The following is a 22,377-nucleotide window of genomic DNA, read 5'->3' as shown; positions in this document are numbered from 1 at the left end:
TTTGTATTATTTAGTTAAGCGCTTTACCAAAATGGTGAAAAATAAACAAGATAAGAAGATGAACTTATCTTGCTTTTTCAATCAAACAATTCTTGCTATTTTAAAAGAGAAGGCAGCCAAGTAGAAAGTGGTGGGAAGAAAGAAATCACTAGCACGTCTACGATTAAAATAAAGATCAATGGAATGACTGCTTTGGCAATTCTTACAATCGATAACTTCGTTAGCTGTGAAACCACGAATAAATCAATGCCAACTGGTGGTGTTACTAGACCAATTGCTAAGTTACACACCATTATGACCCCAAAGTGAACAGGATCAATTCCTAAATTTACTGCAGTACCTAGTAATAATGGCACAAAAATTAGGATTGCCGCTCCCCCCTCTAGGAACATACCAGCCACAAATAAAATGATATTAACGATAATTAAAAAGATATATTTATTTGTTATGACATCTGAGATAGAACTATAAATCATACCCGGTACACCATTCATTTCAATAAAGAACCCAAATAATCCTGCCGTTCCAATGACTATCATAATAACGGAACTGCTTATAGCGGATTTCTTTAATGTATCAGCCACTTGTAATATGCTTAGGTCTCGGTAAACGAAATAACCAACTACAAATGAATAAACAACAGCTACAACTGAAGCTTCCGTTGGAGTGAAAATACCCGAATAAATCCCACCTAGTACGATTATTGGCATCAATAATGCTAAAATTGATTCTTTGAAAGACTTTAATACATCCGGAAAACCTTTTCTCTCTTCCCCTTTATAACCATTCCGATTGGCAATAATATACGCACTTACAAGTAGAGAGAAAGTGATCAATAACCCCGGGAGAATTCCTGCAATAAACAGATCTCCAATTGAGACCTCTGCAGCCACTCCGTACAGGATCATAGCAATACTTGGTGGAATAATGATTCCCAATGCTCCGGAAACGGCTTGATTTGCTGCTGCATACTCAATTTTATAACCTCTGGCCACCATGGCTGGAATCAGTATGGATCCAATAGCAGCTGTAGTTGCTGCTCCCGAACCTGAAATAGCCGCAAAAAACATGGATGTCACGATTGCCACCATGGCTAAGCCACCGGTAAAATGGCCAACAAGTGAGCTAGCAAAATTAACAAGCCTCTTTGACATACTCCCGGCACCCATTAAATTTCCAGCAAGGATAAAGAAAGGAATGGCCATCAAAGGAAAGGAATTCATAGAAACAAATATCCTTTGAGGAACAATTTCTAAAGGCAGTGTATCATGCAGCCACACTCCTAATACCGTAGACAACCCTAAAGAAAATGCCACTGGTACACTTAAGAAAATAAACACAAATAGTGAAATAAAAAATACTGGTAACATCCCATCACTCCTTTCTTCCTATAAACTGTTCTAAAATACATGTTATTGTATTTAACAGAAGCAGTAGCCCTCCAAGAGGTAAGGAAAGGTAAATAAAGAACATTGAAATTCCTGTTCCAGGAGCAATTTGATTTCCAAAACTTTGTGCTACCTTCCACCCATAGAACATTAAAACGATATAAAAGAAAGTCGATATGAAATGCACTAAAATAGTTAGCCATTTTTTAGCTTTTCCTTTTAATACTTCTGGAAGAATTTCCACAGATATTAACTCGTTATCTCTAAGAGCTAAGGAAGAGCCAATTAAAATCATTAAGATCATCAGAAACCGCGATAATTCCTCAGACCAAGCTAAGGAAGAACCTACTACATATCGTGCGATGACCTGCCAGAAGATAATGATTGTCATAAATGCTAATATACAAGCTAAGGCATAGCCAAAAAATTTGTTCAGCTTATCGATCGTTCGAATATACATTCCGCTTATGCTCTTCATTTTTTCAACTCCTTAAGGGAGGACAATATTTCACCGTTCATATTGCCCTCAAGAGGATACTAATACTTAAAATTCTTTACTTTTTCAATCATTCCCTCACCAATCTTAGGTGCCCATTTCTTATATACAGAATCGGTCTTTGCTTTAAACGATTCCTTGTCAGGTTCTGTCAACTCCAACCCCTGTTCTTTAAGGAAATCAGCTGCTTCACTAACTTTGGCATCGTTCGCTTGTCTTCCAATTGGTTCTGCGTGCTCAGCTGCCTTAATAACAGCCTCTTGTTGCTCTGGTGTAAGACTATCAAACGTTTTCTTACTAATAGAAATCGGACCTGGGGCGTAACGGTCTTCTAATAATGCAACATGACTTTGGACTTCAAAAATCTTTGATGTTTGAATGGTTGCTAAAGAGTTAGAATGCCCATCAATAACCCCTTGTTGTAATCCAGTAAACACCTCAGTCCATGCCATAGGTGTAGCGTCCGCTCCATATGCTTTCCATGCATCAATCTGTAACTCATTTTCCTGCACACGAACTTTTAATCCCTTTACGTCGTCCACAGTCTTAATAGGTTTATTTGAAGATGTTGCAACAAAACCATTTTCAACCCAACCAAGTACTTTTACATTTGTTTCTGTTTCAAATTTTTGAGCAAGTTCATCCCCAATTTCACCATCTAACACAGCTCGTGCGTGTTCAAGATTGTCAAAAAGGAAAGGAAGATCAAACATATTAAATTCAGGAACCCAGTTACCCATTGGCCCAGCGGATTGAATGGCCATATCCAAGGAACCCATACCCATTAATTCAAACACTTCTCGTTCTCCACCAAGCGAGTTATTATAATGAATTTTTACGGTTAGTTGATCGTCCGTTAATTCTTCTAATTCATCTTTGAAAGCCTTTGCTGCCACATCAAACTTTGCTCCTTCTGGCTCAGGAATACTTAAATCAAATACGATTTGTTTATTTTCTGATGCATCAGCATTGGCAGACTGAGTTTCAGACCCACCCCCACATCCTGCTAACGTCATTGCTAGTACAGCTGCCAGTGTAGTCCCTTTTACCAGTTTCTTCATTTCTATTTCCCCCTTTAATTTTATAAGTAATCTCTATTGAAAAATTTACTCCTGTACCCTTGTGCCCATAATCTATCCAGTAAAAAATTAGTTTGGAAAAACAATTACCTTCAAGCTATTACTTCTATTAGCATAGGCTTGATACATAGCCTCGTTTATTTGTTCTAAAGAATATCGATCCGTAATAATTGGTTCGATTTGACTGCCTAAATCCTCTAATATATTAATTGCTAATGGATACGTATTGGTATATCGGTAAACAGAGAAAAGATCTATTTCCTTCTGCAGCATAAGTGTCACATTCAATGGGACTTCCTCTGTATTAGGAAATCCTATTGTTACTACAGAACCACCTCGCTTGACCATCTTGATAGAAGATTGCAAGGCTCTTACATTACCCGAAGTTTCAAAGACAAGGTCAGCTCCTAACCCTGAAGTTACTTGCATTATCTCTTTAATTGTATCTGTACTTGATATGTCAATGACTTGGGTAGCACCAAGCTTTTGAGCAGTCTCTAGTCGCAATGGCTCCATATCCGTTACAATAATCTCTTTTGCACCATAAGCTTTAGCAGCTACTACTGTCATTAACCCAACGGGCCCCATTCCTGTAATGACTACAGTTGATCCGGGTTTTAACTTTCCTCTATTGACTGCATGAATGGCTACCGAAAGAGGTTCTGCTAATGACGCATGCTCAAATGTAAGTGAATCTGGAATAGGAAATAGAAAATCTTCAGGATGCTTTAAAAACTGAACAAATGCTCCTTTTACTGGCGGTGTAGATAAAAACTTTACATCCGCGCAGAGATTATACCTACCTTCCTTACACCACGAACAGGACATACAAGCAACACCTGGTTCAACAGCAACACGGTCGCCTATTTTAAATCGGGTAACTTTGTCTCCTGTTGCAACGACAATTCCAGCACACTCATGTCCTTGAATATGAGGATAGGTAACTAGTCGATTTCCAATCCTACCGTGAGCATAGTAGTGGACATCCGATCCGCAAATCCCTACTGCCATCACCTTGACTAGCACTTCTCTTCCAGAGACGGAAGGTACCTCCTCTTGATCCACACTCACTTCCAATGGTTTTTGAAGATAAGCTACATTCATTTTTTTAGGTATAGCCAGGTCGAGATTATCTGAAGACTCTACTTTTATGCTAGGCATCCCAATTCTCCTCCTTTATTCCTGTTAAGCCCTAAGATAAATAGTATTAATCATGGCTAAGTAATACTTTTCCGCAACTCTTATCCTCACATAATTGGAATGCATCTTCCCATTCAGACAGTAAAAGCTTATGAGTAATAATTGGGGTTAGGTTAACCTTTTTCTGATCTAAAATTTGTATTACACGATCCCATGTCTTCATCGAATGTGCAAGCGATCCATAAACTTTGATTTGCTTATATAGAATTAAATCAAAATCTAAAGTAATCTCTTTACCAGCTATGCCGACTTGAATATGTTTTCCTAACTTTTTTAGCGCTTTCAAACAGCTCTTGATGGATGGACCAGCACCTGCACACTCAACTGTTACATCTACTCCTAAACTATTGGTCTCTTCCTCAATAACTCTGTCAAGATTCTGTTCATCAATATTGACAACAACATCAGCACCTAGTTCTTCTGCAATCTTCAAACGTAAGGAATCGGAGGATGTCCCTGCTACAATCACTTTGCATCCTTTAACTACTAGAAGTGATAAGCAAATCAATCCTATTGGGCCTGGTCCAGATAATAACACGGTATCACCAACGTGAATCGTAGTTAATTCTTCAATGGCTTGCACCGCACACGCAAGTGGTTCTGACATCGCAGCTTCCTCAAGACTCACATGGTCAGGTAACTTGTAAATCATGTCTTCCCGAACAACAGCATACTTCGTGAAACTTCCGTCCACACCGTGTCCCATACCTCTTCGATTAGAGCAAAACATATAATGCCCAGTTTTACAATATTGGCAAGACCCACAGGTTAAAGCAGTAGAACCAAGAACAGTGACTCGATCACCTACATTTACCTTGGTAATGTTGGTACCTACCTCGGAAACAATCCCAGAAAACTCATGGCCCATAATAACAGGGGGATAGTTTTTAAATGTTTCGTGGTAGATATGAAGATCCGTTCCACATATACCGGTGTATTTCACCTCAACCTTAACTTTATCAGCAGGACATGATGGATCGTTGATGTCTAATAATGAAACATTCCCTACGCCTGCTTTCACTTTTACTAATGCTTTCAAAATGATCCGCTCCTTCCTTTTGTCATAGAAAGCGCTTACTCTAATATTAAAAAAAATATTATTATCATGCTGTTATGTATCAATGCTAGAACAACTATGTAAAGCGCTTACTTTTAGAGTCAAAATAAAGTGCTTTATTCTATTAGTTTATTAAGCTAACGAAGTCACTTATTTTAGTTAAGCGCTTTATCATTTTCTCATTGGTTAAATTGTATTCAATACCTTTTAAAAAATCAACTGTTTTATTAAAAAATTTTGAATATTTTATACTATTATATTGCTATACCATTGGCTTACTACAATGGTGCCGTTGAGTTTCTTTCTACAAGCGAAGGTAATAATGTTAAACGCATTACCTCCTTTTTTTCGCCGTTGATCATGGATATAATTAAATCCAAAACCTCTTTACCCATGTTCTGAATCGGTTGTGCAATGGTAGTTAGTGGTGGTTCCACAATAGTTGCAATAAGTGTATTATCAAACCCCATAATAGAAACGTCGTCAGGAACACTTTTTCCTAGTTCTTTTACAGCCTGGATAGCACCAATCGCCAATAAATCATTGCAAGCAAAAATAGCAGTAGGAACATCATCAACTGTAAGATATTTAAGTGCCATTTTCTTACCTGGCTCCACATGGCTCGGACCATCAATATATTCAAAGTTACTCATAAACTCAATGTTTTTCTCTTCTAATGCCTGCTTAAACCCACGAAGTCTTTCCCTATTACTCCATACATCCCTAGCAATAACAGCTATCTTTTGATGTCCAAGCTTTATTAAATGAGAAGCGGCCAAATATCCACCCATAAAATCGTCTAGGGCAACTGTATTAATTGAGAACATTGGGAAGTCTCTAGCAACAATCGCTACAGGTACTTTTTCCTTCACCATTTCTTCCACTTTTTCTAAGTTTTCAAAACCCGAAGCTAAAATAAATCCATCCACATTCTTTCTTTTAAGCAGATTAAGGTACTTGTTCTCTTTCTCTGGCAAATAATCTGTGCTACAGATCACTAAATTATATCCAAACTCATGAGCACGGTCCTCAATGCTTCGTGCAAGCTCAGAAAAAAATGGATTTGCTAAATCAGGAATAAGAAGTCCAATTGTTTTTGTTTGTTTCCCCATTAAAGCAGAAGCCATCATATTGGGTTGATAATCCAACCTCTTCATCACTTCTTCTACTTTTCTTTTTGTTTTTTCTCCTATTCTCCCTGTATTGTTAATTACTTTAGAGACAGTTGCGATTGATACGTTTGCCTCCCTGGCAACATCATATATAGTTACTTTCATCTTTCCACTCCTAATTTAAATCTGAGATGCACTAATTTATTTAGTTAAGCGCTTACTTAATTTTATATAAATTAGCAATTATTGCAAGAGATTTTTTTATAAACAAGCAAATTGTTATTTCAAACAACCAAAAGAGAGGAAGTACTTCGACTCCCTCTCTCACATTCTATTCCTTCTTCTCTTTAATCTTCAAAGCAGCCAAACTAGCAAAATCATGCACTATAGTTGCAGCTAATAAAGCGGTGATTTGTGTTTGATCATACTGAGGTAGCACCTCTACTACATCAAATCCAATATAGTTGAATCCAGTAAGTGATCGAATCATTTGTAATGTTTCTCTACTACTGAAACCACCTACCTCTAACGTACCTGTCCCTGGTGCACAAGAGGGGTCAACAAAGTCGATATCAAAGGTTAAAAAGACGGGAGTATCACCAATGACATTCCGCATTTTTGTAAGCACGCTCTCAAACCCCGTTTGTTCTAGATCGTGAGTAGTTATGACGTTATACCCTAATTCATAGCTTTCTTGAACGTCGCCAGGATGGTTGAGCGTACCTCTTATCCCGATTTGAAAGACCTTGGACGGATCAACCAAACCTTCCTCATGTGCACGTATAAAAGGAGAGCCATGCCAATACTTTTCTTCGTAATACGTATCCCAAGTATCCGTGTGGGAATCAAAGTGAATCAATGCTACGGGTCCATGGACTTTTGCTGCGGCACGTAAACTTGCAAGAGTAATTGAATGGTCTCCTCCTAGTCCAATGGGGATGACCCCCTTTTCCATAAGTCCCTTAACTGCTTCTTCCATAAGTTCGTAGCTTTTATGAATATTATGAGGGATGACAGAAACGTCTCCGATATCAATAGCATTTGTTTCCTCAAAAGGATACACCTTGTGAATCGGATGGTACGGAAATAAAGTCATCGATGCTTGTCGGATGGCCTGCGGAGCAAAACGCGCTCCTACCCGAAAGGAAGCGGCTGTATCAAAAGGCATGCCAATTATAGCTAGTTTGGCATTCTCTCTTTGTTCGGGTAGTCTCACAAAAGACCCTGTTGTACAAAATTCAGGTTTGACCTCGGGCGATAATGGATATTTCATTTTTTATTTTCCTCCTGAAATTTATTTTGAATGGTTTAGTCACACTCAAAATTAAATTCATTGAAAGGAGTACTGGAATCAAAAAATGTAACATGTTCATTTTATCGCCTCAACTTTCTGTTAAACAATATGAATGACTGTCATTCATTTTTGTGCCTAAAAAATAAAATGACTCAAATTTATTTTTAATAATCTGAATATAAGTGAAAAGCAAAAAAATATCAAGTGAATATCTCCACCTTTTTACCAATTAAGAAGGGGAGTTATTTATTCCGTGTAGGTGCATGGTGTTCTTCTCGCACCCCTTCTATTTCATAAAAAACCTTACATCTTAATTAACGTAGTTGGCTCAAGTTCTTCCATTTCATTAAATTCGATATTACTAACTTTTTTAGTAAACATTCTCGTAAGATATATTAGGTATAAAAGCCCAAAAGCAAGCCATGTCGCACCAAGAATAATAGAGCTCTTTTCAAGATTTAACCACAAAACGAAAATGGCTCCCGCACCTAGCAAAGGCATAATGACATATGAAAACAAACCCTTTACTGTTTTGTACCGTTTATTCTTAAAGGCATAATGGGCAATGACTGATATATTTACAAATGTAAAAGCAATTAAAGCTCCAAAATTAATAAATGAAGCAGCAGTTGCAAGGCTGAAAAAAATCGCCGATAGAGAAGCTATTCCTACTATAATAATGTTTAAAGCTGGCGTTCTAAGCTTGGGATGTACATATCCAAAAATTCTCTCAGGTAGGATCTTATCTCTCCCCATAACATATAACAGTCTCGATACGCTCGCATGTGAAGCAATACCAGACGAAAGTGTGCCAGCTATTCCCCCAGCAATAAAGACAATCTGGAATATAGATCCTCCGATCGAGGCAGCAATTTCTGGAGATGATGCTTCTAGGTCAGTAAAGTCTTGAGGATTAGGAAAAACGAGCTGAATAAAATATGAGGTGACAATAAACATCAATCCACCTAGTAACGCAGTAAGAAAAATGGCCTTTGGAATGGTCTTTTTTGAGTGGGGTGTCTCTTCGGCTAGCATTGCCACCGCATCAAAACCTAAGTATGAAAAACACATTAACGTCGCCCCGGCAATAAGAAGAGATGAATCTAACCCTTGTTCAAAAAATGGCTGAATGGAGAATGCTTGTGCTACACCGCCGTCACTTAATAAATATTTAATAGCGACTCCAATAAACAATAAAATAATCGTTCCTTGAAGAATAACTAAGAAAGTATTAAAATTTGCCGTTGAATTGATACTCATTAAGTTAAAGAAGGTCACCACGATAACAAATCCTGCCACCCATATCCACTCAGGTACCGCTGGAAAGATAGAAGATAAATAGATTTGAAAAATAAGGGCATTGACCATTGGTAAAAATAAATAGTCCATTAGCGCTGCCCATCCTACTAAAAAGCCTAAATGTGGATTTATTGACTTTTGAGTGTACGTATAAGCAGATCCAGCGGTTGGATAAACTTGAATCATCTGTTTATAACTAAGTGCCGTTAACAACATTGCAACCAAGGCGAGGATATATGCTGTTGGAACATGACCCGCTGTAGCTTCGGAAGCAATACCAAAGGTATCGAAAACAACCATTGGTGTCATATACCCAATACCCATTAACACAATATGCGATAGCTTAAGTGATCTTCTTAATTCAATTCTTTCAGCCGGCATGTATCTTCCCCCAAACGAATATTTTTTAAATATTTAGATAACTGAAAACATGTGCTCTTCTTTACATGTTGAAAATTAATAACCTCCCTCCCTTATTACTCACAATGACTGAACGTCATTCATATTACTGCAAATTCAGAAACCTTATTAGTTAATATACTTAGACTTTTCTATTCTTTCCACTTCTTCGTTAGACTATCTCACATAACTTTAATGTAATCGCTTTCATTTTAAACTATCTTATTTCATGATGGAAGAGAATGCAAGATATTTTTTAATGTAACTAAAAAACGACAAACACAGTGTGTTGTTTGTCGTTTTTGATAGAATCATTTCCTCATTTTATTGATAATGACCTCTCTAGAAATCGGAATAGTTCTTCTTTCGAGTCTTCTAATACCATGTTTTGATCTTTAGCTATGTAGAAACGCTCAGCTGCATTTTCGACAAGATTAATAATCATCTTTGATGTCCACTCTACATGAAAACTACTAATAATTTCTTCATGGACAATCGCATGCTGTAGTATATCCTCAAACCATTGATAATACGGAGTATAAATCGTTTCCCATGTTTCTAGGGAATACTCTAATGCAAGACCCGAATAGCAAAGAACAAGCACATCTTTGTATTCATCCGTTATACGATACGTTTCGTCAATAAACACCTTTATTTTATCCCAAAAAGTTGTCGTATCTACTACTCTCTTTTTTATATTGCTGAGGGAATACATAAGTAAGTTTTCAGCAATGGCTGGAATTAGAGCATTTTTTGACCGAAAATAGAGATAAAAAGTACCCTGTGCAACGCCAGCTTTCTTTACAATATCGGAAATAGATGTTTTGTCTAGACCTTTTTCAGAGATAACTTCAATGGCAGCTTGTAAAATTTTATCATATTTTTCATTGGTGTGACTCATCATTACCACCTCAAATGAATGAACTCCATTCATTTTACTATATATCATGAGTTACGAGCAAATGAACATCATTTATAAATTGGATAACCAACAAATTTAAAATCTTTCCCAATTTGGGTAATCGATGAATCTGAAAGTTCCACAGCATCCTTCATTTTTTCTACACCGCTCCCTCCCAGGAACGATGGAGACAAACTCCCACCGATTAACTTTGGAGCCATATAGAGAACAACCTTGTCTATCAACTGTTTTTCAAAGAAAGACGCATTAATTCCTCCTCCACCTTCAATTAGTAGAGAAGATACTAGCTTTTCACCTAATATACTTACCACTTCGTTAGGGTCTACTTGTTTTTTTCCAGAGGTATGAAATACAGTAATTCCCATACCCTCTAATATTTGTTTCTTATCGTTATCGTAGGTGTCACTAGTGAAAATCCATGTTTCTGCCTTGTGATCAGTTACAACCTTTGAATCAAGTGGAAGTTTTAAAGTGGAATCCATAATCACTCGAATTGGATTCCTTCCATTAGGAATACGAGCAGTTAGTTCCGGATCATCCTTAATCACTGTATTTACTCCTACTAATATAGCCATATGTTGATTTCTAAGGTGGTGAACGTCTTCTCTAGCCTCTGCTGAAGTTATCCATTTGCTATCTGAAGTGTGAGTGGCTATCTTTCCATCAAGTGTAATACCAGACTTTAATGTGACAAACGGCTTTTTCTGAACAATAAATTTATTAAACACTTCGTTCATTTGTTGAGATTTTTCCATTCCTACCCCAACAACTACTTCAATACCTGCATCTTTAAGGATTTTCACACCGTTACCTGAAACAACAGGATTTGGATCAAGGGTCGCGATGACTACCTTCTTAATACCTGCTTCTACAATCGCAACTGCACAAGGACCCGTTCTCCCGTGATGAGAACAAGGTTCAAGGGTAACATAGATCGTTCCCCCTCTCGCCTGATCACCAGCCATACGTATGGCGTGAATTTCGGCATGTGGTTCGCCCGCTTTTAAATGCGCCCCAATTCCTACTACCCGATTATTATTAACGATGACAGACCCGACTAATGGATTTGGATCCGTCTGTCCTTTCATAGCCAAGGCATTATTTAATGCCAAGTCCATATAAAATTCATCGTTAGTCATTTGGACAACTCCCTTCTTCTTCTAAATGGCCTGATCGCTTGATTTTTGTTTGAAGATAATTTTCATTGTATTCGGATATATCTCCCCACAATGGTTTTCTATCTGAGACTGTTAACCCCGCATTTTTTAATGCTTCAAGCTTTTTCGGATTATTTGTCATAAGGGTAACTGGTTTTGAGCGAAGCGCCTTTAGTACTTGAATTGCATCTGAATAATTCCTAGAATCATCTACAAAACCGAGACTTTCGTTTGCATCGACTGTATCGTAGCCATTTTCCTGGAGAATATAGGCCATTGCTTTACTAAATAAACCAATCCCTCTTCCTTCATGGTTAGCTAGGTAAAATAATGCACCTGTTCCATGGTCAACGATCATTTTCATCGATTGTTTTAATTGATATCCACAATCACATCTCTTACTTCCGAAAATATCACCCGTGTGACAGATGGAATGCATTCGAATAATAGCATCTTCTCCATAAGAAAAATCTCCATATGCTAGAACGCTGGATTGTTGTAGTTCGGCTAAATTAACAGAAGATAATTTATTGATGATTTTTTCGAAGTCTTCTGTTACTTCATCACAATTTAACCAACAATACCATTGAAAAACAACTGTTTCACCGTAAAGGTTAACAGGTAGTTTGATAGGACCAACTAAATAAATTGCTCCTTTGCCTGTTTTAATTAATTGAATTTTATCTTCTAAAACAGAAAGAACTTTTGAATCAAATTTTGTCTGTGTCAAAAAGGTAACCCCTTTTCATTATTATTTTCACTTCTACTTACTTGTTTCTCTCCTAACGATTGGAGCTATCTTTGTAGCTAATATCTCGATCCCTTCCGCTACTTTTTCGAACGGTAACCCACCAATATCAATTTGTGCTATAAAGCGCTGATGGCCAAAAAGCTCATGTTGACGGAGTATTTTTTCTACGATTTGCTGCGGACTACCTACAAAAAGGGCTGTATCGGGATCTGTTAATTGATCAAATTCGTCTCTTGATAATTTTCCTGTTTTCCCTAATTGCTGATTGACGTATGACTTGTATACAGAATAATAAGGGTAAAATTCATCTCTTGCTTTTTGGCTGGTACTTGCAAAATACCCATGCCCAGTAACTCCTACTCTTAATTTATCCGATGAGTGTCCTGCCTTACTACCAGCTTGTCGGTATAAATCAACTAATGGCTTAAACTTCATCGAATCTCCACTTAAAATAGCTACAGCCATGCCTACCCCAAGCATACCCGCACGTTCAGCACTTTCTGGTGAACCACCAACACCAACCCAAATGGGTAGATTATCTTGCAGGGGTCTTGGAGCAATTTCCGCGTTCATTAAGGGAGATCGAAATTGACCATTCCATGTGATCTTCTTTTGTTGATTTAATTGTAAAAATAGATCCATGTTTTCTAAAAACAATTCATTATATTCATTAATATCAAAACCGAAGAGAGGGAACGACTCTAAAAAAGCCCCTCGTCCAGCAATGATTTCTGCACGTCCATTAGAGAGTAGATCCAATGTTGCAAAATCCTCAAACAAACGAACAGGGTCAACGGTACTTAGAACAGTAGTTGCACTCGTTAATTTGATATTTTTGGTTAGTTGAGCCATTGCAGACAGTACAACTGGCGTAGAAGATATTGCGTAATCTAAACGGTGATGCTCACCAACCCCAAAAACATCAAGCCCCGCTTCATCAGCAAGCTTTGATGCATCCAGTATTTCCTTCAATCTTTGACCTGGACTAATCACTTTTCCCGTATGAGGATCTGGTACAATATCACCAAGTGTATAAAGACCAATTTCTATCCCTGAGTTTTTCACATGCATTACCATATTCTCCTCATTAATTATCACTTAGTTACTTTATGTAAGTAACTATAATATCACAATAAACTGGTGTCAAGTAAGTTTTCCTTTTGTATATTACTTGATAATGTTACCTTAAAGATATTATTCCAATCTTAGAGCTTTTGTCTCCTAAAAAAATATATTAAAAAGAGCTATTCGAATGTTCGAATAGCTGCTCTCTTACTATTAGTATACATCACGCTGGTATCGACCCTGCTTTTTTAAATCATTTAAATAGCTTTCAGCCTCTTCACGTGAAATCGAACCTTCTGTTTCAATAATTGTGATTAGTGCTTCATGCACATCTTTAGCCATATAGGTCTTGTCTCCACAAACGTAGAAGAATCCACCTTTTTCTAGCCACTCATAAATTTCCTTACTATTTTCAAGCATTTTGTGTTGTACATACACCTTTTGCTCTGTATCGCGAGAGAACGCAGTCTCTAATTTTGTTAAAGAACCTTCCTTTACATAGCCCTCTAACTCTTCTTTGTATAAGAAATCTGTTGCCGAATGCTGGTCTCCAAAGAACAACCAAGATCTACCTTCTGCTTTACCCACTGCACGTTCTTGAATGAATGAACGGAACGGTGCAATCCCTGTTCCTGGTCCAACCATAATAATATCTGCTTCGCTGGATTCAGGTAGATTAAAGTGCTTGTTTTGTTGAATAAATACAGGAATTGTATCCCCTTCTTCAAGACGTTCTGAACATTGTACTGAACAGACTCCCTTACGATCACGCCCGTGAGCTGTATATCGTACAGCACCAATCGTTAAATGTACTTGCCCAGGATGAGCAACAAAGCTGCTTGCGATAGAATACAGACGTGGTGGCAATTTTCTTAAAAGAGATACAATTTCTTGTGCGGTCCCATTCCAAGGTCCAAAGTCGTGTAACAGATCAAGTAAGTCTCGACCATCCACATATTCCTTGAGTTCACCAATATTTTCAGCTGCTACAAGCACTTTTAACTGTTCGTTCTCAGTTAGTCCAGCAGCTTGTTGTAAAATCTTCTTTGTTAATAAAGTAATTTCAAAGTGAGTGGATAATGCTTCTTTCAGTGGTAGTGTTGTACCAGCTTTATCAATGATTACAGGCGTTTCTGCATCCCACTTCATTTCTTCAAGAATAGAAGCAACTAAATCAGGATCATTTTGTGGAAAAATCCCAAGGCAATCTCCCGGTACGTATGAAAGGCCAGAAGCTTCTAATGACAACTCTATATGTCTTGTTTCTTTATTAGAATCAGAGCCATTTAAATTAATATTTTTAAGGACCTTTGCTTGAAAGGGATTTGTTCTAGAATAAGCCATAGTCTCTTCCTTTTTTTGTTCTGAAATATTTTCTGCAGTACGTTGCATGTTCGCCACCTCACAAATTTGTATAACAATATTATTATAACATTTTTTAATTTTTCAGAAACTTATTTTTTATTGATTCATAATTCCATATGTATTGTAATATTTACTCTATACAGATTACAAGTATGAAAGTTATAAGAAGAACCTCTCTAATATGAAAGGCTCTCTTAGTTTTCACTTCATTTAAGCTCTTTTAATTTTCGTGTCAGTTCATTAAATCTGCTATCTAGTTCATTATATGCTAGATCTTTAGGGGTCATAAAGCTTAGTTTTCCTAGAACTTCTTGTCTCTCGGTTTCAAGTTTTAATCGCAATTCGTCTAGATTACTTGTTTTTTGTGATACGCTCCTAAGTTGCTTTTGGATCGTCATTTTATTTATAACAAGTTTTGTATTCGTAGTCTTAGCCAAGAAATATCGGTCGTGAGAAACAATGATTAATGTACCATTATACTCTGCTAAAGTCCTTTCCAGCTGCTCTCGGGAAGGTAAGTCGAGATGATTGGTTGGTTCATCCAATATGAGCACATCTTTTTCTTCTAAGATATATCCCATCAGTTTACACTTTACCCGTTCTCCCATGCTCATATTTTGAATCGGTTCTTTCCATTGAGAAGCTGTAAAACCTAAATGTTTCATGAGATTTTGAACTTTTCCTCTTGCATCAAAGGTTTCTTTGTAAAAAAGATCCTCTGGTGTTTTTTCTAATGGTAAATCAAACACTTCTTGCGTCAAATAACCAATTGTTGCTGTAGGAGAAATCCATACATCTCCTTCTGACGGTACTTGACCAAGTATGATTTTTAACAATGTTGTTTTACCACTTCCATTCGGACCAGTAATGGCGATCTTCTCCCCGTGGAGAAGTGTAAAATTGACGTTGTTAAATAGCACTCGACTTTCAAAATTCTTTGACAATTCCTTTACTTCTAGAAACCGTTTCCCAACCTTGTTATGATTTTCAATCGTAAAACGAACATCATACTCTGGTTCCACCCGCTCGACTTTCGCTTTTTCTAACTCTTTTTCAAGACGCTTTCGTTTGGACTTTACTTGGGCATCCATGCGTTTTGCTTTTACACGATAAAATTCTTTAAATCCTTCCTTTTTCGTGGACTGAGAATGTGCTTTCTGTGACCAAGAAGTGAGCTCATTCATTTGTGCTTCCATTTGCTCGACCATTTTTTGTTGCTTCTCATACTCTCGCTGCTGCGATAGTCTTTTCTGTTCGCGAGCTAACATATAACTTGAATAATTACCTTTCTGTTCAAAAACTTTAGTCCCTTCAATAGCCCAAATTTTTGTAGCTACTTTATCTAAAAAATACCGATCATGAGAAACAAGAATAATCGAACCTTTATAATTTTTTATTTGCTCAATCAAAAGCTGTGTACCCTGTTCATCTAAATGATTGGTAGGTTCATCCAATAACAAAAGGTCAGATTCTTTTGAAAAGCCATGAGCTAATCGAAGCTTTAGCCTTTCTCCTCCACTTAGATTAGAAAAATCAGTGTGTGTTGGCACCAACCATTTTTTATAAAAAACCGGTGACCCTTCCTCCACAGAAAAGACTTCCGTTTCTTGTTCAACTAAAGTCATTTTTACATTTCTTTCTACCCACTGAATACTTCCTTTAGTGGGAGCTAAATGATTGTATATAACATGTAGGAGGGATGATTTCCCAGCTCCATTTTTTCCAATAATCCCTATAACATCTCCTTTATGAACATGAACATTTACATCTTTAAAAAGGGTCATACCATCTATTTCATAGCTAACATCTTTACATTTAAAAAGTTCTCTCATCTTTTCATCCCCTTGATTTACAGGGAGAATAAAAAAATCCTCCCAGTTAAATTGGAAGGATTAGTCGATTCATACCATAGTCAAATAAAGCTTTTCCGTAAAAAAGCTAAGAAACGTATAGATAATGGGCAGACTAATCCTATTTTTGTGATTTGAAATATGAAATTTCAATCGTTATAAAATAAGATTAGTTCTTCATCGTTCACCCATCATCCCTTTCAATTTGGTAACATTAGTATAACATAGCTTCCTCTTAATGGTAAATAATTGTTCTGGAATTACTCCGTATAATGACGGTTTCCTTCTCCATCCATTTCCCAATGAGAGAACCAGTTTTCCCATAGTTCCCACACTTCTGACACAATGAAGTTATGGGCTCTATCCTTTGTCTGAGTATATTTGTACATCGGTGTTTCATTGTTATCGTACCAAGTATAAGTCGTATATCTGTCCTTTGTTGTAACAATAGCATCACTCAGTTCACCAAGTTCGTTTCTATCCAACCAGTATTTCACAGTAGTATTTGTTTGCCCTGGTATCTTGTGGTCCCAACTCCAAATATCATATTCACCAAAGAGCAGATAAAACGGTACTTTATCATTTTTCCCTTCAATAGGTCTTAAAAGCGGACCTGAAGTTGAACCAAAAGCAGCAAAATATTCGGGCATGACAGCACTCGCATAGTTCGTGAACATTGAGCCAAGAGATTGACCGGTTAAATATCGCTTCCCAGGATCAATGTTGTAATCTTTGTCAATTTGCTTAACTATTTCCTCAAGGAAGACAAAATCATCTTGCTTATTGGTTGCGTAGTTAACATTCCATGTTACTTCTGTTGATGAATTGTATTGTTCACTAGGCATAACAAGCATAAATCCGTGTTTATCTGCTACCTCCCACCAATGGCTCGCGTCAAAGAATACTCGTGCCGTTTGCGTGTTTCCTGCAAGTACGAAGACTACCGGAATGTTTTCCTCAGGTGCAGAATCCGGGACATAGACTAAATACTCGCGAGTATATCCATCCAAATTCATTTCCTTGATTTCAACACCCATTTTTTCATAATCAGGTCTTACACCTAGAACATTGCCATTAACGGTTGTATTATCATAGCGAGTATAGTATGAAAGGAAATTATAAATTTTCTTGGTGAAACCCGTTTTATATACTCCGTTTCCGCCTTGATCAAGAACTGCCACTTTAGAGCGTACATCGCTGTAAGAAGTGACAATACTATCGGAATCTTCTTTTTGCATATAAACGGTACTTCCCATCAATCCCTCTATTGATCCTTTCTCTCCCATTGCAACTGTGTCGTTAGCACCCTTCCAGTATTCGACTAAGTTTTCTACGGAACTTGGGTGATCATTTACAAACCAAGTAGGAACAGGAACCTCAGAGTAAGAAATCTCTCTATTTTCAGCAGAAGTCTTTTCTCCTGTTTCCCGAATAAATTCTGAATCAAGATCTTCTGTTTCTACAAAAACGGAGCTAATGACAAAGAGTGGATTTTGCATCGCCCAAGCCTGAAGTGCTGTTCCTCCTTCTCCATATCCGGCTAAATAAAAGACACCGAAAGTATTGTAATACTTCGTATCTTTTAATACCTTTACTGCTTCATTAATATAGGCAAGTTCTTCTTCCACACTTCCCCAACCATTCACACCAGGCTCTAGTATGAACAATCCTTCTGATTTCTTATCCGCAATATCCAGCCATCCGCTTTTGTGAAGGAACTCTTCAGTCGTCATACCATCTGGAGCAGCTATGACCGTAAAGTAATCTCTGACAGTTGTTTCAGGCGCTACATATATTTTTACCGTACGCGTCTTATCCCCGACAGTAACATTTCGAGTAAAGTATCCGTTTAATGGCAACTTGTTACCTAATGTAATATCAATAGCTGGTTTATCCATTCCATCCAAGGATATTGCTTCTCGTTCAAATGGATTCTTACTATTTATTGATGCTGCAGAAACTGGCATGAGAATACTTAGTAGCAGTATTGAAATCACCATCAAAAACATGATTTTTTTACCACTCATCATATTTCACTCCTAACCTATTTAGTCTCGTAGGAACCAATACCATATCTATGGGTATTGGTTCCTACAAACTCATTTAATATTTTTCTACTGTGAAGGTATAGGTACTAGTTGTTACTTTGTCTGGTGCTACTATATCAATTTTAATAACGGAGCCATTTTCAACAGAAACCTTATTAGATGAACGATAATCTACTTTTTTGCCGTTAATTCTGATTGACTTTACTTTTGTAGACATGGTTGTAGGAATAACGGTTATTTCATCATTAGCCTCAGGGACTTTAATTGTATAGTCATAAGACCAAGGATCAAATTTATTTGGCAATGAATTACTAACGGTCATAGTTTCACCAGCCCATGAAAACGGTTTAGAGTCCGGTGCAAATTGTACGGTTTTACCGACCAGTTCCCCGCCTTCAAATTCAATATTAGAAAGGACAGAATATTTCAAGTAACCGCCCTCACCATTGTAATTAATAGGAGCTGATGTTAGATACTCGGTATTGTCCCCTTTTATTCCAGGTAGTTTTATAGCAATCCAGTTGGTTCCATCCTTCCACATGTCACCAATAATTGTTGTTCTGCTATTTGGAGCATCATTATTGCCACGTAGAGTTGGAGAAGTACCTGCTTCTCCTTTATCAATTACTTGTTGTACGGCAGATTCATATAACCCAAGGTGACTAGGTTGTAGGGATGATTCGTCGTGACCTGTAAAAATCTTGGTAATCTTGCCCCCATCTTTTTTCAAGTTTGAATATGTTTGTTGAACCAGTGAGAGGAATAGATCTGTACGAACTCCAGACACATTCACGTTATCTGCAGAACCTGCTCGGGTACAGCCGTAAATATCAGAAGCGAATACTAAACCATTTTTCTTGTCCTGAAGGATAATATCACTGTGATCGTGCCCAGGCAAAGCGTATACATATAGTTCACTTCCGCCTATGTCAATCACATCACCCTCGTCAACATTCTTTACTTTTGCCTGATGTTCGCTATTGTTTAGGACTTGAACCCCAATGGCTGCCCATCCTCTTTCATTCACATAGACATCATGATCGTCTATAAAGTTTGGTACCTGTGCCATATGATCTCCATGAGCGTGCCCAACAACTACCGAGTAAGGTTTTCTAGAAATATTTTGATCAATATATTCTTTTAGATTCTTAACATCGTATCTAGTTTGTAATGCATCGAATAAAATTCCCTTATCCTGCCCTTCTATATACCAAGCCATCGGTCGAACAGACTCTGCATCATTGTAGATTTGGTATATGGCCGGACTAGTACTCGTACCTTCCTGAATAAGAGTATGCTGAAAATCAGCAACGGCCGGACGATAGAGTTTCCAAGTGAAAGTTTGCACTGGACTTGTGAGCATGCCATCCTTTACAGCAATAGCCTTGTATACCACTGTTCGCTCAGGTAATTGACTATTACTTAACATTTCATTTATATGACCTTTTGACTCTACTGAATAAATTTGACTTGATGTAGTTGGAGTTGAACCGTCAGTTGTGTAATAGATGGTTGCACCTGGAGTAGGAGTATAAAGTTTAACGTATCTTCTTGGGGCAAGTGTATTTTGTTTTGGAAGTGCTTGGACTGGAGTGACCATCGTGCTAGTAATCTTTTCAAATATTCGATTTACCTCAGATCTTTTAATAGGCTCATTAGGCTTAAATAGCTTTGCTGTTTTACCAGTCATATATCCTAATTCTACTAAGGCATTGACGCTTCCTCTAGCCTCTGAACTTATCGTTTCATAGTCTGTAAATGGTGCAGCCTGATTTGACTCTTCAAGTTTAAAAGCATCTACAAGTATTACAGCCGCTTCTTCACGAGAGATTTCGCTTTTGGGATTAAAATTACCCGAAGCGTCAGCGCTTATAAGACCTTCCTCATAAGCGGCCTCAATCTGTTTCCCAAATGGATCTGTCGTTTTTACGTCATTAAATTGTTTAAGTGGTGCTTTCCAAATATCGTTGTAATCACTAGGGTGAGGCCAAGCGAAATAGTTAGAAATTTTACCGATAAATTCTGCTTTTGTAATGTTATCTCCACTTGCAGCAGATGCAAAGGGAGAGCCTGGTACTAACATGACGACCATAATCAAGGCTAAGAAAATCTTAAATTGTTTCTTTAGTTTAGACATCATCTTCCTCCTCATGTTTACCTTTTAAGTACATTACTGAATTGTTCCCTGTTACTCCCTAACACCACCCTTGTAACGTTAGCAATGGTGTAAATAGGATAGTTAAGTATGGAAAGCTTTGTAGCTTCCTTTAGATTTGTATGCGCTTTCAAGATTATCTACATTTAACATCACTTCCTCTCAATTAATGGCAGAGGTATAATAGATAAAATAAAGAGGCCACTCAAAAGTCACAATTTATTGTTTCTACGAGTCTGCCTCTTTATCTATCTAACGATCTTATTTTTCTAGCTCTGGATCAAAAAATTCACCAAATAACTCTGCATCAGAAGGTTTATCTTCTGGAATTGGTTTCGACACCCACGTATAGTTCATATAATGTTTAAGATTCACGTTCTCTGAGATGATATTTCCTCCCCATGTTCCACAACCAAGGCTTGATGTCATTGGCATACCATTCGTAAACGAACCCGCATTTGCTTTTGACTGGGGTTGGCGAACCATAATCCGGCTCACTGGTGCCGCTAGTCCTAGGCGATGAATATGATCATCGTTAAACGAGTATATACCACATGAATGTCCTTTTCCTCCCACTTCATAAATAGCTCTCATCATATCAAGTGCATGTTCAAACTCACCTTCATATTTATACACCGCTAACAAGGTGGTTAATTTTTCACCCGAAAAAGGGTATTCTTTTCCGATTTTGTCGCCTATTACAATGATGAATTTTCGGTCTTCTGGAATCGAAAAGCCCGCTTCTTTAGCTAATTGTTGCGGAGCAACAGCGACCGTGTTAGGAAGACGATGCCCCTCTGCATCCCACATAACAGAACGAAGGCTAGCTTTTTCGTCATCATTTGTTAAGTAGCCACCCACCTTCACCAATTCTTCTAGCAACGCCTCATATACTTTGTCACTAATAATTAAATTTCCATCTGCTGAACAACCGGAACCAAAGTCTGATGTTTTACTTTGCATGGTGTTTAGTGCTGCTTCCTTCACATCAGCTGTATCATCTATGATCATCGTTGAGTTACCGGCACCTACACCGTAAGCCGGTGTCCCTGAACTATACGCACTTTTGACCATATCTTTCCCACCCGTAGCAAGGACTAGATCTGCCCTTGACATGAGTGCCTTTGTCATCGGTATATTAACTAATGTTAAGCACTGAAGAAGATCTGCTGGTGCTCCTTCCCTCTCAAGCGCTTCCCTCATGAGCCTAACAGTTTCAAACGTTGTTTTTTTCGAACGAGGATGCGGTGAAAAGATAACGGCATCTCTTGCCTTAATTGCATAAATAGCCGTACCAGCTGGGGTTAAATCAGGATTCGTTGTTGGCACAATCGAACCGATAATACCTACAGGCTTCGCATATTTAACAATTCCTTTTTCAGGTATTTCCTCAATTGCACCCACACTTTTTTGGCGGAGGGCATCTCGTAAAATCCCTCGAATTTTCATTCGTTTCCCCATTCGACTCACACGGTCACCTAGCTTACTTTCCTCAATTCCCATATCAACTAATTCAGTAAAAGTTTTTTTATTGGATACTGCCCATGCGACTGCCTGGCATAAGCGATCCAGCTTTTCCTGACTATATGACTCAATGATATCCATTGCCTTTTTTGCTTTCTCAAACGCGAGATCTAATTCCTTTAGTTGTTCTTCCGTGAGTTCGGTTGGTTTTTTTACTGCATTGGTAGACAATAACATTACCTCCTACAAATTTGATAGCTTAGTAGATCGATCTTA

General features: G+C 37.7%; 16 protein-coding genes and 1 pseudogene. All 17 read right to left on the bottom strand.

The features are described 5' to 3' along the window. Nucleotides 1-95 precede the first annotated feature (95 nt). Complete coding sequence (locus ACQ5H4_RS02920; RefSeq protein ID WP_430773484.1) at nucleotides 96-1,370, bottom strand: TRAP transporter large permease; 1,275 nt, start codon at nucleotides 1,368-1,370, stop codon at nucleotides 96-98. Nucleotides 1,371-1,374: 4 nt separating this feature from the next. Further along, a complete protein-coding gene (locus ACQ5H4_RS02915) occupies nucleotides 1,375-1,866 on the bottom strand; it encodes a TRAP transporter small permease (RefSeq protein ID WP_430773483.1) in 492 nt (163 codons plus the stop codon). A 59-nt stretch (nucleotides 1,867-1,925) separates the two neighbouring features. Then, on the bottom strand, nucleotides 1,926-2,945 hold the full coding sequence (locus ACQ5H4_RS02910) for a TRAP transporter substrate-binding protein (RefSeq protein ID WP_430773482.1): 1,020 nt from the start codon (nucleotides 2,943-2,945) through the stop codon (nucleotides 1,926-1,928). 87 nt (nucleotides 2,946-3,032) lie between these two features. Next, nucleotides 3,033-4,124, bottom strand: a complete 1,092-nt coding sequence (locus ACQ5H4_RS02905) for an NAD(P)-dependent alcohol dehydrogenase (protein ID WP_430773481.1) — start codon at nucleotides 4,122-4,124, stop codon at nucleotides 3,033-3,035. Nucleotides 4,125-4,170: 46 nt separating this feature from the next. Next, the gene (locus ACQ5H4_RS02900) at nucleotides 4,171-5,202 is read right to left on the bottom strand and encodes a zinc-dependent alcohol dehydrogenase (RefSeq protein ID WP_430773480.1); all 1,032 of its coding nucleotides are present in this window, start codon (nucleotides 5,200-5,202) and stop codon (nucleotides 4,171-4,173) included. Nucleotides 5,203-5,498: 296 nt separating this feature from the next. Beyond that, nucleotides 5,499-6,497 (bottom strand): LacI family DNA-binding transcriptional regulator, encoded by a 999-nt coding sequence (locus tag ACQ5H4_RS02895; protein ID WP_430773479.1) that lies wholly within the window; start codon nucleotides 6,495-6,497, stop codon nucleotides 5,499-5,501. 166 nt (nucleotides 6,498-6,663) lie between these two features. Next, a complete protein-coding gene (gene speB / locus ACQ5H4_RS02890) occupies nucleotides 6,664-7,605 on the bottom strand; it encodes an agmatinase (RefSeq protein WP_430773478.1) in 942 nt (313 codons plus the stop codon). A 324-nt stretch (nucleotides 7,606-7,929) separates the two neighbouring features. Next, nucleotides 7,930-9,306, bottom strand: a complete 1,377-nt coding sequence (locus tag ACQ5H4_RS02885; RefSeq protein WP_430773477.1) for an APC family permease — start codon at nucleotides 9,304-9,306, stop codon at nucleotides 7,930-7,932. Nucleotides 9,307-9,643: 337 nt separating this feature from the next. Then, nucleotides 9,644-10,228, bottom strand: a complete 585-nt coding sequence (locus ACQ5H4_RS02880) for a TetR/AcrR family transcriptional regulator (protein WP_430773549.1) — start codon at nucleotides 10,226-10,228, stop codon at nucleotides 9,644-9,646. 65 nt (nucleotides 10,229-10,293) lie between these two features. After that, nucleotides 10,294-11,385 (bottom strand): bifunctional diaminohydroxyphosphoribosylaminopyrimidine deaminase/5-amino-6-(5-phosphoribosylamino)uracil reductase RibD, encoded by a 1,092-nt coding sequence (gene ribD, locus ACQ5H4_RS02875; protein ID WP_430773476.1) that lies wholly within the window; start codon nucleotides 11,383-11,385, stop codon nucleotides 10,294-10,296. Further along, complete coding sequence (locus ACQ5H4_RS02870) at nucleotides 11,378-12,133, bottom strand: GTP cyclohydrolase II (RefSeq protein WP_430773475.1); 756 nt, start codon at nucleotides 12,131-12,133, stop codon at nucleotides 11,378-11,380. Before ACQ5H4_RS02870 ends, ribD begins: the two co-directional genes overlap by 8 nt. Nucleotides 12,134-12,166: 33 nt before the next feature. After that, on the bottom strand, nucleotides 12,167-13,225 hold the full coding sequence (locus ACQ5H4_RS02865; RefSeq protein WP_430773474.1) for an LLM class flavin-dependent oxidoreductase: 1,059 nt from the start codon (nucleotides 13,223-13,225) through the stop codon (nucleotides 12,167-12,169). Nucleotides 13,226-13,432: 207 nt separating this feature from the next. Further along, nucleotides 13,433-14,620, bottom strand: a pseudogene (locus tag ACQ5H4_RS02860) (sulfite reductase subunit alpha); the annotation flags it as partial. Between the two features lie 170 nt (nucleotides 14,621-14,790). Beyond that, nucleotides 14,791-16,416 carry a ribosomal protection-like ABC-F family protein gene (abc-f, locus tag ACQ5H4_RS02855; protein ID WP_430773472.1) on the bottom strand — a complete coding sequence of 542 codons (1,626 nt, stop codon included), beginning with the start codon at nucleotides 16,414-16,416 and terminating at the stop codon, nucleotides 14,791-14,793. A 278-nt stretch (nucleotides 16,417-16,694) separates the two neighbouring features. Beyond that, nucleotides 16,695-18,461 (bottom strand): CE1 family esterase, encoded by a 1,767-nt coding sequence (locus tag ACQ5H4_RS02850; RefSeq protein WP_430773471.1) that lies wholly within the window; start codon nucleotides 18,459-18,461, stop codon nucleotides 16,695-16,697. A gap of 76 nt (nucleotides 18,462-18,537) precedes the next feature. Further along, on the bottom strand, nucleotides 18,538-20,619 hold the full coding sequence (locus ACQ5H4_RS02845) for an S-layer homology domain-containing protein (protein WP_430773470.1): 2,082 nt from the start codon (nucleotides 20,617-20,619) through the stop codon (nucleotides 18,538-18,540). Between the two features lie 279 nt (nucleotides 20,620-20,898). Next, nucleotides 20,899-22,332 (bottom strand): aldehyde dehydrogenase family protein, encoded by a 1,434-nt coding sequence (locus ACQ5H4_RS02840; RefSeq protein ID WP_430773469.1) that lies wholly within the window; start codon nucleotides 22,330-22,332, stop codon nucleotides 20,899-20,901. Nucleotides 22,333-22,377 lie beyond the last annotated feature (45 nt).

Source organism: Bacillus coreaensis (assembly GCF_050586445.1).
GTDB classification, from domain to species: domain Bacteria; phylum Bacillota; class Bacilli; order Bacillales; family Cytobacillaceae; genus Robertmurraya_A; species Robertmurraya_A coreaensis.
This window is presented reverse-complemented; position numbering and strand designations above follow the sequence as displayed.

Coding starts and splice junctions, on each gene's coding strand:
- ACQ5H4_RS02885 (WP_430773477.1), bottom strand. CDS start 9,306: ATGCCGGCTGAAAGAATTGAATTAAGAAGATCACTTAAGCTATCGCAT.
- ACQ5H4_RS02905 (WP_430773481.1), bottom strand. CDS start 4,124: ATGCCTAGCATAAAAGTAGAGTCTTCAGATAATCTCGACCTGGCTATA.
- ACQ5H4_RS02880 (WP_430773549.1), bottom strand. CDS start 10,228: ATGATGAGTCACACCAATGAAAAATATGATAAAATTTTACAAGCTGCC.
- ACQ5H4_RS02915 (WP_430773483.1), bottom strand. CDS start 1,866: ATGAAGAGCATAAGCGGAATGTATATTCGAACGATCGATAAGCTGAAC.
- speB (WP_430773478.1), bottom strand. CDS start 7,605: ATGAAATATCCATTATCGCCCGAGGTCAAACCTGAATTTTGTACAACA.
- ribD (WP_430773476.1), bottom strand. CDS start 11,385: ATGACTAACGATGAATTTTATATGGACTTGGCATTAAATAATGCCTTG.
- ACQ5H4_RS02845 (WP_430773470.1), bottom strand. CDS start 20,619: ATGTCTAAACTAAAGAAACAATTTAAGATTTTCTTAGCCTTGATTATG.
- ACQ5H4_RS02865 (WP_430773474.1), bottom strand. CDS start 13,225: ATGCATGTGAAAAACTCAGGGATAGAAATTGGTCTTTATACACTTGGT.
- ACQ5H4_RS02895 (WP_430773479.1), bottom strand. CDS start 6,497: ATGAAAGTAACTATATATGATGTTGCCAGGGAGGCAAACGTATCAATC.
- ACQ5H4_RS02850 (WP_430773471.1), bottom strand. CDS start 18,461: ATGAGTGGTAAAAAAATCATGTTTTTGATGGTGATTTCAATACTGCTA.
- ACQ5H4_RS02910 (WP_430773482.1), bottom strand. CDS start 2,945: ATGAAGAAACTGGTAAAAGGGACTACACTGGCAGCTGTACTAGCAATG.
- ACQ5H4_RS02920 (WP_430773484.1), bottom strand. CDS start 1,370: ATGTTACCAGTATTTTTTATTTCACTATTTGTGTTTATTTTCTTAAGT.
- abc-f (WP_430773472.1), bottom strand. CDS start 16,416: ATGAGAGAACTTTTTAAATGTAAAGATGTTAGCTATGAAATAGATGGT.